This window comes from Paenibacillus sp. 01T431, assembly GCF_056398625.1.
This window is the reverse complement of sequence record NZ_JBFTPT010000009.1, coordinates 305,741-320,839: the sequence shown is the minus strand read 5'-3', so window position 1 is coordinate 320,839 and position 15,099 is coordinate 305,741. Positions and strand designations below refer to the sequence as shown.

Annotated in this window: 16 protein-coding genes and 1 pseudogene; 4 read left to right on the top strand and 13 right to left on the bottom strand. The window is 39.4% G+C overall.

Going from position 1 to position 15,099, the window contains the following annotated elements:
• Window positions 1–163 precede the first annotated feature (163 nt).
• The 7 genes from AC1DM9_RS18715 to AC1DM9_RS18685 form a co-directional block, all read right to left on the bottom strand.
• On the bottom strand, window positions 164–553 hold the full coding sequence (locus AC1DM9_RS18715; protein ID WP_477581564.1) for a PHP domain-containing protein: 390 nt from the start codon (window positions 551–553) through the stop codon (window positions 164–166).
• 194 nt (window positions 554–747) lie between these two features.
• Window positions 748–993: a PHP domain-containing protein gene (locus AC1DM9_RS18710; protein WP_477581562.1), complete on the bottom strand. Its 246-nt coding sequence runs from the start codon at window positions 991–993 to the stop codon at window positions 748–750.
• Window positions 994–1,143: 150 nt separating this feature from the next.
• Entirely contained in the window at window positions 1,144–1,560 is a 417-nt protein-coding gene (locus AC1DM9_RS18705) for a hypothetical protein (RefSeq protein ID WP_477581560.1), read from the bottom strand.
• A gap of 303 nt (window positions 1,561–1,863) precedes the next feature.
• On the bottom strand, window positions 1,864–2,316 hold the full coding sequence (locus AC1DM9_RS18700) for a hypothetical protein (protein ID WP_441880891.1): 453 nt from the start codon (window positions 2,314–2,316) through the stop codon (window positions 1,864–1,866).
• A 574-nt stretch (window positions 2,317–2,890) separates the two neighbouring features.
• On the bottom strand, window positions 2,891–3,256 hold the full coding sequence (locus AC1DM9_RS18695; RefSeq protein ID WP_441880890.1) for a hypothetical protein: 366 nt from the start codon (window positions 3,254–3,256) through the stop codon (window positions 2,891–2,893).
• 100 nt (window positions 3,257–3,356) lie between these two features.
• Entirely contained in the window at window positions 3,357–4,016 is a 660-nt protein-coding gene (locus AC1DM9_RS18690) for a DUF4304 domain-containing protein (RefSeq protein WP_441880889.1), read from the bottom strand.
• Between the two features lie 237 nt (window positions 4,017–4,253).
• Window positions 4,254–4,637, bottom strand: a complete 384-nt coding sequence (locus tag AC1DM9_RS18685) for a hypothetical protein (RefSeq protein WP_441880888.1) — start codon at window positions 4,635–4,637, stop codon at window positions 4,254–4,256.
• 170 nt (window positions 4,638–4,807) lie between these two features.
• Between AC1DM9_RS18685 and AC1DM9_RS18680 the strand changes: the two genes are divergently transcribed.
• On the top strand, window positions 4,808–5,437 hold the full coding sequence (locus tag AC1DM9_RS18680) for a hypothetical protein (protein ID WP_441880887.1): 630 nt from the start codon (window positions 4,808–4,810) through the stop codon (window positions 5,435–5,437).
• Between the two features lie 472 nt (window positions 5,438–5,909).
• On the opposite strand, the gene AC1DM9_RS18675 is transcribed toward AC1DM9_RS18680, so the two are convergent.
• Window positions 5,910–6,455 (bottom strand): hypothetical protein, encoded by a 546-nt coding sequence (locus AC1DM9_RS18675; protein WP_477581557.1) that lies wholly within the window; start codon window positions 6,453–6,455, stop codon window positions 5,910–5,912.
• Between the two features lie 204 nt (window positions 6,456–6,659).
• Window positions 6,660–7,610: an SDR family NAD(P)-dependent oxidoreductase gene (locus tag AC1DM9_RS18670; protein WP_477581555.1), complete on the bottom strand. Its 951-nt coding sequence runs from the start codon at window positions 7,608–7,610 to the stop codon at window positions 6,660–6,662.
• Between the two features lie 493 nt (window positions 7,611–8,103).
• Between AC1DM9_RS18670 and AC1DM9_RS18665 the strand changes: the two genes are divergently transcribed.
• On the top strand, window positions 8,104–8,754 hold the full coding sequence (locus AC1DM9_RS18665) for a transcriptional regulator (RefSeq protein WP_441880883.1): 651 nt from the start codon (window positions 8,104–8,106) through the stop codon (window positions 8,752–8,754).
• Window positions 8,755–9,951: 1,197 nt separating this feature from the next.
• Window positions 9,952–11,412: an MFS transporter gene (locus AC1DM9_RS18660; protein WP_441880882.1), complete on the top strand. Its 1,461-nt coding sequence runs from the start codon at window positions 9,952–9,954 to the stop codon at window positions 11,410–11,412.
• A gap of 75 nt (window positions 11,413–11,487) precedes the next feature.
• Here AC1DM9_RS18660 and AC1DM9_RS18655 read toward each other — a convergent pair whose 3' ends face one another.
• The 4 genes and pseudogenes from AC1DM9_RS18655 to AC1DM9_RS18640 form a co-directional block, all read right to left on the bottom strand.
• Entirely contained in the window at window positions 11,488–12,288 is an 801-nt protein-coding gene (locus tag AC1DM9_RS18655; RefSeq protein WP_441880881.1) for an aminoglycoside phosphotransferase family protein, read from the bottom strand.
• A 168-nt stretch (window positions 12,289–12,456) separates the two neighbouring features.
• Window positions 12,457–13,272: an ABC transporter permease gene (locus AC1DM9_RS18650; protein ID WP_477512132.1), complete on the bottom strand. Its 816-nt coding sequence runs from the start codon at window positions 13,270–13,272 to the stop codon at window positions 12,457–12,459.
• Window positions 13,269–14,300: an ATP-binding cassette domain-containing protein gene (locus AC1DM9_RS18645; RefSeq protein WP_477528030.1), complete on the bottom strand. Its 1,032-nt coding sequence runs from the start codon at window positions 14,298–14,300 to the stop codon at window positions 13,269–13,271. The genes AC1DM9_RS18650 and AC1DM9_RS18645 overlap by 4 nt, the downstream gene beginning before the upstream one ends.
• Window positions 14,301–14,647: 347 nt before the next feature.
• A pseudogene (locus tag AC1DM9_RS18640) lies at window positions 14,648–14,791 on the bottom strand (Lrp/AsnC ligand binding domain-containing protein); the annotation flags it as partial.
• 118 nt (window positions 14,792–14,909) lie between these two features.
• Here AC1DM9_RS18640 and AC1DM9_RS18635 point away from each other — a divergent pair.
• On the top strand, window positions 14,910–15,092 hold the full coding sequence (locus AC1DM9_RS18635) for a hypothetical protein (RefSeq protein ID WP_477512130.1): 183 nt from the start codon (window positions 14,910–14,912) through the stop codon (window positions 15,090–15,092).
• Window positions 15,093–15,099: the final 7 nt, after the last annotated feature.

The following is a 15,099-nucleotide window of genomic DNA, read 5'->3' as shown; positions in this document are numbered from 1 at the left end:
CATGTCAATTCCTATGACAAGATGCGAGGTGGTAATTTGTTCAATCCGTTGATTTTGTGCGTCTGATTGCTTAAACTTCATAGTAAGAGCGCCTCCTTGATGTGTTGTCGACAAACCCATCATACCGAGGTGCTCCTTTTTTGACAAAGRCTATTTCTTAGCCTCAACAGGAATGTTTAGCATAGTGCTCTAGCTCCACAAACCAATCCCATCCAATCCCTAAGTGATCTGGAGAATGGGCATCTGACCCGTATATACACGAAACCCCATGGTGCCTACTTTTAATCAGGAACCATTCAGGTACATACGCTTTCCCACATGTATCTACCCTTAATCCTGCCGTGTTCACATCAAGTCCAACATTCATTCTAAGGAGGAGCGGAATAATTTTCTCCATGCGATCTTTGATTTGCCCTTCATCTATTTCAGGCAAGACGGTTTTAAATTTTTCAATTAGATTAATATGTCCAATTCTTTTCCGTATAGAGAATTGGGAGATCCACTCAATTGCTTCTTCAATATAGTTGTAGTACTCATCAACAACCTTCTCCATCGTTCCGTAATGCTTTAATATATATTCTTTAAAATAATCTGGTCGGTAATCAATTAATCACATTCCACCCATACCGGGTATATAGTACACAGAATAAATAATGTCTTCTAAATCCTGATCAAAGTCATCTATTATTCTTTCAGTGAAATCAAGTTTACCTGGTAAGTAATCTAGCTCTAAACCAACAGCAACATCTATCTTTCCATTGTATTCTTGTTTTTATGCTTGGCATGTTCGATGTACAGAGAAAGCTCACTGTAAGGCATTGCTAGCCTTTTATATAACGAAGCATCATCGATCCAGTTCAATGTTAAAGGGGCATGTTCACTGAGCGTGTAACGCTCGAATCCTAAATTAATCGCTCGTTCTAAATATTCTTCTTGTGAAGTGCCACTACCATGATGACAGTATGGGGTATGGGAATGATCGTCCCATTTCAAATGAAGGTTCCTCCTTATACAAATTGACTGACGGCTTGACTCTTGTAGAGATATCTAATTGTCTAAAGCCATGTTTATCCTCCCAATAAATAACACTTCATTCTTCTATTACAAGACCCTTCTCTTTACACCATTCCATAACTAATTCCTTCACCTTTTTTTCTTTGAATTCATACCATTGTCTTTCGACGTCATGTTCAATGATTCCATCTTTAAATCTTCTAAATGCTCCTGAATAGCTCCAAACAATTTTTCTCGAACCTCTGCTTTGTCTAATGTCTCAATAAATTCTTCTATTAGTTCATACTCATGGAACTCGTTTCTTAATGTGAATTCGAGGTAAACCTCGTCTTCATCCTCTATAATTTTTATGGCTTGTTCAATGTTCTCTCGTTCCCAATCCGGATAATTGTCAAGCAGCTCTTCATCTTCTGCCGCTCTCATCTCTTCTCTCGATAATGTTATTACTTCTCCTGTCTGGATGTTTATGTATGTTAGGGTCTCATCCATTTGAATTTCAATTTCAGTAATTAGATCATCTAATTTTACTGTTGCTTTTCTCTCCATTTCACATCTGTCCTTTCATTGAGATTCCTTCTACAAAACAGTTTATTCAAATTACCAAAATAAATCATAGAGGAGCTGCTTTTAAACATGTAACTCGTCCTCAACTATCATCAGACTTTGCAAATTAAATCCGCAGCAACAGCAGCAGACTAGGACGCGAAATAAAGATCTAGACTGCCATTGCTATGGCTACGACTTTTCAACTATCGTTTCCCGTTAGCGTAACGAACAAGCATGTCACCCTGGTTAAGCACATCCTCTGAATAAGGTAATAACCGTACCGAATAGTGCTTTTGAATACACTTATATCCACGTTTGAAACGATTTATTAACCATCTTTACATTGTTCATTTTTGCCCAGCTCTTTAAATCCGAGATGCCTCTATCTTCATCCTTTGAATACCTAAATGCCATATCCAATGGGACGATCTTCCTCCTGTAAGGTAATATCCCAATAACAGGTTTAAAGTACCCCCTGGTCATTATCACTTTAATATCCCTTGAATTAATTATATTCCCATTTAATATGATTTGCTCATTGGATAGGCATAACACGGTTGGTTTCTTAAAAAATGTTCTGTACAATGCGAGTAACAGTACAACTAAACATAGAAGAATCACCGTTAACGAAGCGTAGAATATACCCCTCTGATCCCATAACCTCAATACAAGAATAGATTGACTCGATATAATAGCAATCATTCCTATAATGGTTCCAATCCTTGATGGACTCTTAACTGGATGCTTTATTTCCATAAACATTGCCCCCCTGTTCAAATCCCTTATCTTAGAATACCACTTATTGGAACTATTCTGCCCGTTAGCGTAACTACGAAGGGCTGCCACGTGGCAGCCCTTTTAGTCTTCAACTATCGTTTCCCGTTAGTTCAGCGAGTTAAACTATTAAATTCCTACTATTGCAGATAAGTTAATATCAAAAATATGCTGTATCAAAGCAAAGACGAATAAGATTGCAAATGATATTGCGATATACTTTAATGACCTATAGAAAGCCAATAATAAATGAAGTTTTTCTTCCGCCATGTAATATATAGAACTTCCACCAATCAGCATAAAACAACAGGCCACTATTTTTACTGGAATTAAGTAGTACCATTGAGGAATGCCCGTTCCATAAATTGAAATTATGTAACCAATAAGATAAGTTGCTCCGTAATATCTCCATCTCCTTCTGATAATTCAACACACCTCCTTAATTGAAACTTTTTATAAATTACGGTGTGCTAAACTAACCTGACCGTTAGCTCAACGAGGCTACCGTTCATTTCCGGCAGTCTTGTCCTGGTGATTGTTACACTATAGTGTCCCGTTAATTGAATAATGGTTCGCTTACTATCCTAAACTGAATCCATTCGATACCTGTAACTTTTGTTTTAGTGGTTAGTCCACTAAATTCCCAAATTCCCGATTCTGAATTGGAAGGACCAGTAACCTGCCATTCATAAGCCAATTTGTGAGCACTTACTAGGGTTGAGAAAACGGCATGAGAAATATCGTCCTTATTTAAGGATGTGCTAAAACCAACATCATATAAAGCCGAATCCTTCCAATAACGTTCACAGGATAAAAGGACAGCATTCGTCTCACAAACCTCTTCGAATCTTGAGAGTAATTTTCGAGCCTTTTCCTCTGTATTCACTTTGAAAAACGCATGCCAATGAATGCTTTTATACATCTAGATACCCCAATCATTGAATAAGATGCGATGGTAATTTAACGATTCAGCCTGTTGTCATTGAACTATCGTGTCCCGTTAGTTCAATTATCTATCACCTTCATTGCAACCTCTTTACAGCAGTTGCTTTGTTAATTATCTCGTTAAACTCAGGAATCAAAGCACTACCAACTATTTTATCTCCAATCCGATTAATTGCCCAAGTTGCAAAAGAAATAGCTTGCTCATTGTTGTTCACCTGCAAATGCACTCTAGAAATAACTAATGCTAGTCTAGTATCTGTTAGCACGTCACCTAACCGTTTTACATTCTTATTCCTTTGTTCTATGTCCTCTGCGCTAATACTGGTGAGACATTCAGGGAAATTAATGAAACTCCCAAAGTATTGTAAACCGTATTCTACAAAAGTTTCTGTCATATGTCCGATGTTTTCAAGGGCTTCGATTTCCGTTTCACCATAACTCCACCATAAGTCTTCATCTTCAAGGTCTGAAAGTCGCCACCGAAAATCACAATCATAGGATGAAACTTTATTAAATGGGACATGAGCACCCAAAGGGTTTGGGATGAAGTCTATGTATACTCCAAGTTCAACACAACAACACCCGCCATTTTTATCAGCTTGAATATTGACAGTATAGATGAAATGATTATTTGGTTTTGTTCTATACTTACCGCCTGTACCATTGAATCCATGCTTTTTTAGTTCTTGTTCAAATGTATCTTTTAATAATTGCTTGAACTTTTTTAAATCAGTCATTGGTAATGCCCCCCCCTTGCCAGACACTTATTCGTGTCAGCAGCATCAATCTCTGTATTTAAAGCTATTTTATCATCAACTTAGCCTTGAATGTGATTGATATATGATTGTAATTAATTGAACAAATATAACTGGCGGACACCATGCTATCCTGCCCATTAATGAGCAGGCCACCGCAGCAGCTGCTCATCAATACGTTATTCAACTATCGTTTCCCGTTAGCTCAATGGAAGATTGTTATTTTTGCGTACGGATAACACGGAAATTACTCGCTTTGTATCCGTCTGTACTAGCTTTGAAAGTAATTTGAACTATATCCGAGGTAGAATCGTGTGTCGTAACTTCCCCTTCAAGTATGAACTCTTGTTGAGGATAAGAATCCGATTTCCTGATTGGTATGATATGAGCGCCGCCGATGAGAATGTTATTACCATACTCCTTTCTAAGTACGCTCATAATCTTAGGACTAAGTTCGAAAATAAGCACCTCTTCCAAACTCTTACGTTGAATGTCGGCATTATAGTTAGTTGGTGACTCCTCGCTGTAAGCTTCAGCACAATCCATTACTGTAAAGCAGGTTACCCCTATTGCCCAAATCAAAATTATACCTCTCCACCACATGAGAAATAACCCCCATAATTTTTTGGTTATTTTACCCAAGTGGTTATCGAACTATCCTGCCCGTTAGCTTAACAAACCGATAGCAATACTCTTGGAAAATGAAGGTGATTAGCTGGTATCCAGCGAAATATTAATCTTAATTGATGATATGACATTACGGGGGTAAACAAATGAGTGAATTTACTTCAGGCAGTCTTGTATTGAATAAACATAGGAAAGCTATCGAAGACTTCAATCCCATTTTTATAAAACCGCTTAATGACAAATGGAGCGTGTTTTTTACGGAAGGTACAGACGTTAGTGACACCTATCCTGAGGATATTATAAAAATGATTGCTGGCGTACCTGTATTATACTTTTATAATTTCGAAGATCACGGCTGGGGTTTCACCATCCTTCATCAAAGCAGAGTTGTATCTGCATTCGATTATTCGTATGAGGAAGATGAAATTGAATTACAGAATTATGTACAAGAACGGTTTCCTGAAGAAGAAGCTATTGAATTACTCTATGTGAACCCTGATTCAGACGCTTTTAGGGTTAAAATACTTGGGGAATTCTATATGGAACATAGTAAGGAAGACAAAGTAAAGAAACTTATAATGAGTCTTGACGTGGATGCTTTTGCGTTATTCAACATCGATTCGGGTGGACTTGATAGACTGCGAGATATGTTCCGTATTGAGTCGTTGGTCAGTCTTCAAGATCGTTTTACCTTGATTGACGACTTCAAAGCGACCATAGATATCAAGGAAATGTGCTGGGTCCGTGCAGATCGGATAGAGAATCTGATGAATTAACAACTGCCAACTGCCTCTCGATTGAATCATTAAGCTGCATTAGCCGCTAGCCCAAACCTGAAATTAAGTTCGGGCTAGCGGCTATTTTGTTGAACTAACGTTCTACGTTAGTTGAATAACAAGTTCTTATCTTTTTCCTCTAATCCATCGATTGAATTTAGTTTCCCTCCATGCTGTCCATCCAATTGGCAGATCAGCAAGTTGGACCAAACTCGGGTCAATGTCTATTCATTCTTTTAACCCTAGAATACGAGCGTCTAATTCAATCACTTCTTCACCATCGAGAAACTGCCACATTCCATCATCGCTGTCATGGGATACTTATAGAATAGGGCTATGTCTATTCATTATTTTTTGGGTTGTAATAACAGCTACATTTTCAGGATCTTCAAATGGCCAAAGTCGTTCCATAAATACATAACCTCCAGATATGATTAAGCTAAAGTTAACCGTTAGTTAAGTAGGCATCCCTTCATTTTAGTATGTCTCCTTTCAGAGCACCATGTATCAGTTCATTTGTGATCTCCAATGCATCATCCCTTTTTTGTGCAGGTGCTGATATGATATACCCGCTACGACCATCAAAACCTGATTGATCAGGGTTCCTAGCATCTTTTGTAAATTTTAAAATTGTAAGTTTACTAAAATCGTCGTTAACAAAAATATTACCGTAAGCAAAATGTTTAGGTTGTCCCTTTTCATTATAGGTATAAAATAGAACTGCTTCACCATATTCGCTCAGTGTTATCTTTAATTGTCGATGCTCTTCTGGAACAGGTATATTTTCACCTTTAATATCGATTATTCCTGTGAATGTTCTTACTCCTTTTATGTTCTTTTTCATTTTACCATTTACAAATATGGTATCTGGCTTCACAAAATCACTATTTTCTTCACCCAATTGATACAATACCCCTTGAATCGTAAATTTATAGTGCTTTGGGTATGTATACATTAATATCCATACAATAAATGCCACTATAAGAAGTACCATTGGTATCCATAGTTTTTTCTTCAATTATCAACCACCACCTCAACTAACATTAAATGTAACTATCCGAAAGTACAATGAAAGGCTTGAATCTCACCACTAAAGTATTAGAGCAGTGATTAAAGTATCCTGCTCGTTAGCTTAATGAAGCATCGTCGCATCGTCAGTCTAACACTTTATTTTTCAGTCTAGAACTTTATTTCATTCTAACTTCTGCTACTCCTGTTGTGCTTACGACTCATAAAAATTACTAGTCAGCTCCGTACTTAAAACCCATAGCTTCGACGAATTTTCAGTGTCAATAGCGTATTTAGGATAGCTTCCCGAACCAAATATGTTTTTCAATTGCTCTACACCTTTTTCGCTTGTGGATGGTGCAACTATCTCTCGCTTGTGGTTAATTAGCTGACCTGTTACATCGCGGAATTCATCTGAAGTACAAATATAAAAATAATTGTCTGCCATGCCGGCTGGTGGCGGATTCGTTAAATTTTGAGCCGTAGCAAGCACTTTCCAAAATGGGCTAAGTTTGCTTATCGTTTCTTTTGATAATTTTACTCGGTTGATTTGAAGCGCATTGATTTTAATTCCCTTGCTTTTCAATTGTTCAGCTAATTTGAAGGTTAAAATCAATAATGCCATTTTGGAGTCACCGTACATCTTATATACACTGTGACGCTGCTTGTTTTGCAGTTCACCGCGTAAATTATCGAAGTCAATTTTTCTTTTGGGATCGAAGAAATTTTTAATATTGGTCGTACAGGCATTAAGAATTCTCGGGTCCTGCGATTTTTGAAGATGGTCTGTCAGCAAATTAGTCATTAAGAAGGGACCAAATGTGTTTGTAGCAAAAGACAGTTCAATATGTTCAGGACTAAGCTTATATTGCTTTTCTCCATGATTTAAGTAAGCTGCGTTATGTATTAAAATGTCCAAACGTGAGTATTTAGCTTTGAATGCAGCGCAGAATAAACGAATAGAATCAAACGATGAAATATCCAGCTCCATCAAATCTACATTAACATTGTTTGCTGCTAGTATGATTTCTTGTTGCACAGGTCTACTAATCTGCAAATTGCGGCAAGCCATGACAACATGATATCCTTCGGTTGCAAACTTCAGCGTTGCTGCTTTTCCGATCCCCGAATTTGCTCCTGTTATAATAACAATCTTAGCTTTCATGCCGAACCTCCTATTGGATATTTTACGGTTACCCTTCAAGATTTGGTTCTTAAGTGCTTGAACAAATCGATTACATGATTAGAAAAGCATTTGAGATTGTAGTAGCTTGTAGAGCTTTTAGTGCTTTTAGTGCTTTTACTCAGTTATGTCTTCTCTATTTTGATGATAATATGGTGTGAAGGAATTGTTTCGATTTTATAAGCTGCGTTATCAGTTGGGTTCTTGAAAAAAATTGATTAGATGTCAATTGTTTGGGTGTGTTACTCAAGCTGTATATCAATAATATATCGTATTTGTTCAATTAATAGTGCATCTTACAAAAACTATGAGACACTTATGAATATTAGAAATAACGGCTATTGATGAAATAGTCAGCTGACGATATACTGACAACATAGGTCTTGAAGAACACGCCGCTGTCATACAACCATTCCTGTTTGGGAGTGTTTGTATGACAGCGGCGTTTTTATTTTKCAGAGGGGAAGTGTAAGTTATGGCATCTCAATTTGATCACAAATATAAGGAATGGTTACAAGCCAATATTGATTCAGAGAGTAATCATAGAAGACTTGAATTGCTCAATAAGGGACTTGGCCACGGAACAGTTGAATTTCTACGATCAGTATGGTTCCCTGCTGTCGGACATTTTGATTATCTGCTGCCTGAATGGGAAGTTCGCGATTTCAATAATGGCTATCGATATCTGGATCTTGCCTATATGCCAGGTGGCGCAAAAGGTGGAATTGAGATTCAAGGATATGCGTCCCATGCTCGAGATTTTGATGTAAGACGATTTAAAGATTTGTGTAGAAGGCATTGTTTGTTAGCTCTTGACGGTTGGATGCTGCTGCCTGTTGCTTACCCTTCTATTACGGACGAACCGCAACAATGCCAGCAGCTCGTTCTTGCTTTTATCGGTAAATTCATTTCTTCAGATGTGCCTTCACAGTTAATGAGCTCTGAAGCGGAAACCTTACGACTAGCACGACGTTTGCTCCGACCAATAACTCCTTTAGAACTCGCTGAGCATCTCAGAGTAAGTGATCGACATGCAAGGCGTATTTTGTACAAACTCGTTGAACTCCAACTGTTAGAGGTATCCAGTGGCCACCAACGTTGCCGTACTTTTAAAATTCGATTGTAACGGTATACATCCGTCTTAGTAGCATGAGAGTGGGTAATCTGACGGTGATAGTCAAAGTTCCGTGGGTTTGTACGTGTTACGAAAATACTCATTGTTGCTTGAGTGTGAGATTATGTCGGTAATACTCAATGTGACGTAGGCGTGTTTTTGTTTCGGTAATACTCAATGTTGCTTTGGCATGGGTTTGTTCCGGTATTATCCAATGCAACATCAGTGTGGGTTTATTCTGGTATTACTAGATGTAACTTGGCGCGGGTTTAAGTCGGTAATACTCAATGTAACATCGGCGTGGGGGTGTTTCGGTTATTCTCATTGTTGCTTGGGTGTGGGTTTGTGTGCCTCAAAGTTGCGTGGGGTGTTTGAATTCTTAATGTGACAGAAAAAGCAGCTTGGGTGGCGGGTGTTACGGACATAGGTTCCGCTATTTGCTATAAATCGAGTCTTTTTGAGTGTTTCAGCACAAATAGCGGATCTCATGTCCGTTAAAATGTCAAAACCCACTAAAATTCAAAATTAGCGGATCTCATGTCCATTAGCAATGATAGACACTACCCCTCGAGTCAAAAAAAATCGAGGTTTTCCGCACAAAATATTCGGTATAAAAAAGAAAACCACTCCTACCGAAGGAGTGGCATCTAATTACGACAACAGTTAGCAAACTGTTTTTTAACAAAAGCTTAGTGCGGACTATGCTGTGCGGCTTAGACAATCTAAGGACCAATACAATGATTAGCGTTAAAACAGCGGCATAGGCTGGAACCATCTGTATGCGAAAATGATCGATTATTCCATGCAATAATACAATCAACACTAAGGACATACATAACACTGCATTCAGCCGCCGTTCTCTTTTGCCAATTAGGATTCCCGTCGTGACTGCAATAATGACCAAAATAACAACTACCTCTAATACTCGCATCATACATAACCTCCAACTTTATCTCAGACTTCAATTATGGATAGCCGTAATTGATTAGCTAGAGCATAAATGTTGAAGTACACTTCAAGGTCAAGCTTTAATTGAAACAAATAATGAGATTTTGAATTCACCATTTTTGACGACATCTTCCAAAAATAAATCGTTCATCTCATATTTGTTGCTGAACCTTCACTTTCCATCTGCCTCGTTCTATTTTTATCGCCTAATTAAATGTTAGAATAGAGAGATCAATTCAATCTATATTAGGAGCATGAAAAGTGCGAGGACATCCAATTCACATTTTACGAATCACAGGTTTTCTAGATGGCATTTCATTACTTTTATTATTATGTATCGCTATGCCCTTGAAATATATATGGGGAATAGAGCAAGCCGTGACGCTTATGGGAAGTATTCACGGGGGGATTTTCAGTTTATATGCTGTAGCAATACTTTACGCAGCTATTCGAGTGAAGTGGAGTTTGCTTTGGCCTGCAGCAGCAGTAATTGCGGCTTTTGTGCCATTAGGCAACTTTTTGCTCGATTGGAAGCTGAAGAAGGCACAAGCCAAATATAGTGTAAAGCCATTTAACTATGCCATATTAGTGTACAGTATCGTGTTTTTCTCTTTTATTGATCTATTTGCACAGCTGCCGGTTATGAGTACTTTTGCCGCTTCCGTTGGTGCAAGCTCGTTTATTGTAGGCATTGTCGTTGGGCTTTATTCATTAACCAATACGTTTGGCAACATATTGTCAGGTATTATGACGGATAAGGTAGGGCCGTTCAAAATACTAATGATCGGTTTGCTTCTGACAAGCAGCGCACTACTGCTATATCAATTCGTTGACTCTCCAGTCGTATTAATAATCGTACGAATCATTCATGGTTTTGTGGCCGGATTAATTGTTCCAGCTGCGTTTACTTTCTCTGCAAATACTACGATAAATAATGAGCAAGGGAAAAAAGTTGCCTTCACGGGTACATTTGTTGGATTAGCCGCCATTATTGGACCTGCTTTCAGCGGAATTATGGCAAGCAAAACTTCCGTTCCCTTCGTTTTTACTTGTGTAGCTGTATTAGGGTTTGCACTCGCCATTTTGTCTGCTATTTTTTTAAGCAAGTACAAACCATTAAAGAAAGAAAAAGAAAAAACGATCGAACAAGCAGCAGGCTCATTCTTTAATGCAGGTGTTGTAAAAGCTTATGGCGGTGCCTTTTTCTTAATGTTCTCTCAAGGCGTAATCGCTTATTTGTTGCCGCTGCATGTTCAAACGCTTGGATATGATTCGAAATTAAGCGGCACGCTAATGAGCACTTTTGGGATCATTGCCGTTCTCATGTTTGTACTTCCTACAAACCGTATATTCGATCGCGTTTCCCCATCACGAACGATGGCATTAGGCATGGGTTTAATGGGATTAAGTCAGCTGCTTATTAGCCAATCATCAACGACATTAGGACTTTATTTTGTTTTAGGACTATATGGAATCGGCTTTGCTTTCTTGTTCCCATCCATTAATACGATGCTCATTAGAGCTACGCCAGCAGAGCTTCGCGGAAAAGCTTATGGATATTTCTATGCCTTCTTCTCTCTTGGTGTGGTTGCAGGCTCATCCGTTCTGGGATGGCTTCCTTTCAACATTATCGAAGGGTTCATCTTTACTGGAATCATCCTTCTGTTATTTACTGTTTTCATCGCCTTGAATAAGCAAAAAGAGCAAGCCTTCAATCACTAGTGCATAGCAGCAAAAAAAAGACAGCATTCCATTCAACTGGAGGCTGTCTTTTTCTTTCTCCACTTCAATCACCATTTACTGCTGTTCTCTCCAGCGGGGTTCGTCAGGACATTCTCCAACTCTAGCCGCAATGATTACCGATAAATAATCTTGTATCATTTCACGGGTAACATCCATTTGGGCAAGATACAAATCTGCCAATGTTCTCTTTAATCCCCTGACCAACTCTATATCCTCTGTACCTTCAGGCACGGGTGTATACTCCACCAAAAATACAGTTCTTGCAACATCATATAAAAAATGTCCGTGACACACATTCATGAAATCGATAACTTTTGTCTGACCATTGGATAATAAAATATTGCCTGGATGAAAATCACCATGACAAAGTGTGTCTCCATCCTTCAATTCACTCCATTTGTGCAATACGCCTTCTTGTTCCATTGCATTAGCCGATGACGCATTTATTATATTGTATTTTAAAAATGATTTGTAATCCGGCACATCGCTAGTGCTGACACTATTCTGTAGAATCGACTTATGAAGCTTGGACATATGCTCCGCGCATCCATGGAGATCACCTGTTTTCAAAACCCAATCGAGCAGTGATTCGCCCTCTACTTTGTCATAAATAATACCCATACGCTCTTCATAACTAATCATTTCATATGCCTTTGGTTTTGCGAAGTTCATATCATTAATGGCTTGTGCGTTTCTAAACTCTCTTTCTACATCACTTTTTGGATAACCGTGAACGAAAAGCTTAAGCACTGTCCCTTCTTCCCATTCATATACCGATGCGGTATTGCCTTCTCCGATTAATTTCCCATACTTCATTGATGTCATCTTTCCTTTCCAAATGGCTGCTTCATTCATGGTATCATCTATACTTTTCTACCAATAATCATAGCATATTATGGAAATTTGTGAACTTTACTAGAGCTCGCTATAGAAGTATAAAACAAAAAAACGGCATTTCTGCCGTTTTGATTTGAGCGATTGGTGGAGCTTGGCGCTTGCATCAATTAAACTCCACGCTGTTCATTATGTCCGGCGCATATAGGCGCGAACCGTAATCGGTGCAAAGATGGCTACGATCACAATTGCTCCGATCAGAGAGATAGCTAGATCCCAGCCTACCGTTCCAGAGTTGGTCAAATCACGGACGGCACTGACAAGATGGGAGACCGGATTGATGTTGACAAACCATTGAAGCCATTTCGGCATGGTATCAACCGGCACAAAGGCATTGGAAAGAAACGTCAGCGGAAACAGCACAATCATCGATATCCCTTGTACGCTTGAGGCAGTACGGGCGATGACGCCGAAGAAAGCGAAGATCCAGCTGATTGACCAAGAACAGAAGATCACAAGTAGTGCAGCGATGGCCACATGATCAAGGCCTCCATCAGGACGATAGCCCATAATGTATCCCATAGTTAAAGTGAGTACAGTAGCAATAGTGTACCTAATGGTGTCTGCAAGCAAAGCTCCAGCTAATGGAGCAATTCGTGAGATTGGCAATGACTTGAACCGATCAAATACACCTTTGTCCATATCCTCACGCAATTGAACGCCAGTAACAACTGAGGTCGTAATTACAGTCTGCACGAGAATGCCGGGAATGATGACGGGCAAATAACTGATTACGTCACCTGAGATGGCACCGCCAAAAATATAGGTAAACATTAAAGTAAAGATGATTGGCTGAAGTGTAACATCAAACAATTGTTCAGGTGTACGCCGAATTTTAAGCAGGCCGCGATAAGCCATCGTTAATGAATTACGAATGGTTTGACCAAAGCTCGTGTGGTTTTTCAGCTCACGATCAAACCCTGATTGAATGAAAGTGCTTTTCATACTTTTACCGCCTCCGCTTTATTGGATACATCGGACGCTTGTGCAGCGTCCTCTTTAACACCATGACCTGTGATTGTGAGGAACACCTCATCAAGGGTCGGTTTTTGTACGCTCATTTCTGCCAAATGAATCCCTCTCTCACGCAGTGCGATAAGCAGATCTGTGACCAAATCGGCATCCGCCATAGGGGCCGTAATCATTCCAGCTTCATATAACACAATTGATTGTGTTTTCAGCACATGTTCAACCGTTTGACGAGCTGCTTCGATGTCCAGCGGGTTTACTACTCTCAATTGCAATGAGGAGGTACCTACTGAAGCTTTCAGTTCATCCACCGTGCCCTCTGCCACTACCCGACCGCGATCGATAACTGCGATTCTATCAGCCAATTGATCCGCCTCATCGAGGTACTGTGTCGTTAACAGCACGGTCGACCCCGTCTTCACCAATCGGCGAATCGTATCCCACATCTGAGCACGCGTACGCGGGTCGAGCCCTGTAGTCGGCTCATCCAAGAAGATAAGCGGCGGTTGTGCAATAAGACTCGCCGCCAAATCCAAGCGGCGGCGCATGCCGCCGGAAAAGTTTTTCAATGGCCGCTTCGCTGCTTCCGTCAAACCAAACTCCTCAAGCAATTCATCTGCTTTACGCTTCGCTTCTGAACGCCCAAGCCCTAGCAGCCTAGAGAAGATAACCAGGTTTTCTGTAGCGCTTAGTGATTCATCAACCGATGCGTACTGGCCGGTAACCCCAATTAATTGACGAACAATCTGCGATTCCTTTACTACATCGTGCCCGAAGATTCGCGCCGAGCCTGCATCTGGACGAAGCAAGGTTGCGAGCATACTAATCGTTGTGGTCTTGCCAGCTCCATTCGGACCAAGCACACCGTAAATTGAACCCGCGCGTACATTCATATTCACGCCATCCACAGCCCGATTTTCACCAAAAGTTTTTACGAGTCCGTTCGCTTCGACAGCCCAGTCACCGTGGTTTGGCTCTATTTTCTTCTTATTTACATGAACCATTGTAATTCCTCCTATACAACTGTTGATAACGTGATGGTAACGTACCTTTGTAAACTGAATTTAAACAAAAAATGATCCGCAGTTTAAATCTTACGTTTTATCGAGCGCTAAAATTCTATCCCTGACCTTAGATTCACAGAAATTAAACATCCCTCTTAAAAGCAGCTCACCAAAAAAAGCCCCTATTTCTCTGCCGATTGCAGAAAATAAGGACTTTCTAACTGACCGCCATTTGAATTAGGGTCTGTTTTAGAGCTATGTCATAAACTTAAGGCTATGATACGATCAGAGTATTTCATAGCTTTTCATCTTATAATTCTAAACGCAAAAAAAGCAGCTCAATCCTTTCACTTACTAATTACAATAGACAACTTATAATTAACATGATTATTTAATTCGGTTAAAAATAGATCCAGCTCATGGTTGGATGGAAATCTGCACTCCAAAAGATAACAACCATCCCCACTGATTTTGAAGTTGTTTAAGATGTACTGCTGTTGTTTCTCAATATAGGCCAAAGATGTTGAGGACAGCATTAGACTGCATCATCCTGATGTCATCATTGTAAATGGAGGGGCTGCACAATTTCTTCAAGGCGATCCGATCATTATGACAAAAGAAGACATTTATCAAACCTATATGGCAGCTCCGCAATCGACCATTATCGTTTCACATATGGAAGCACTCAATCACTGCTTATTAACTCGAAGAGAATTACAAGCATTCCTTGATGAAAAGGAACTTTCAAAACATATTCTAGTACCCATTGATGGTGAATCCATCACTTTTTAAATGAAAA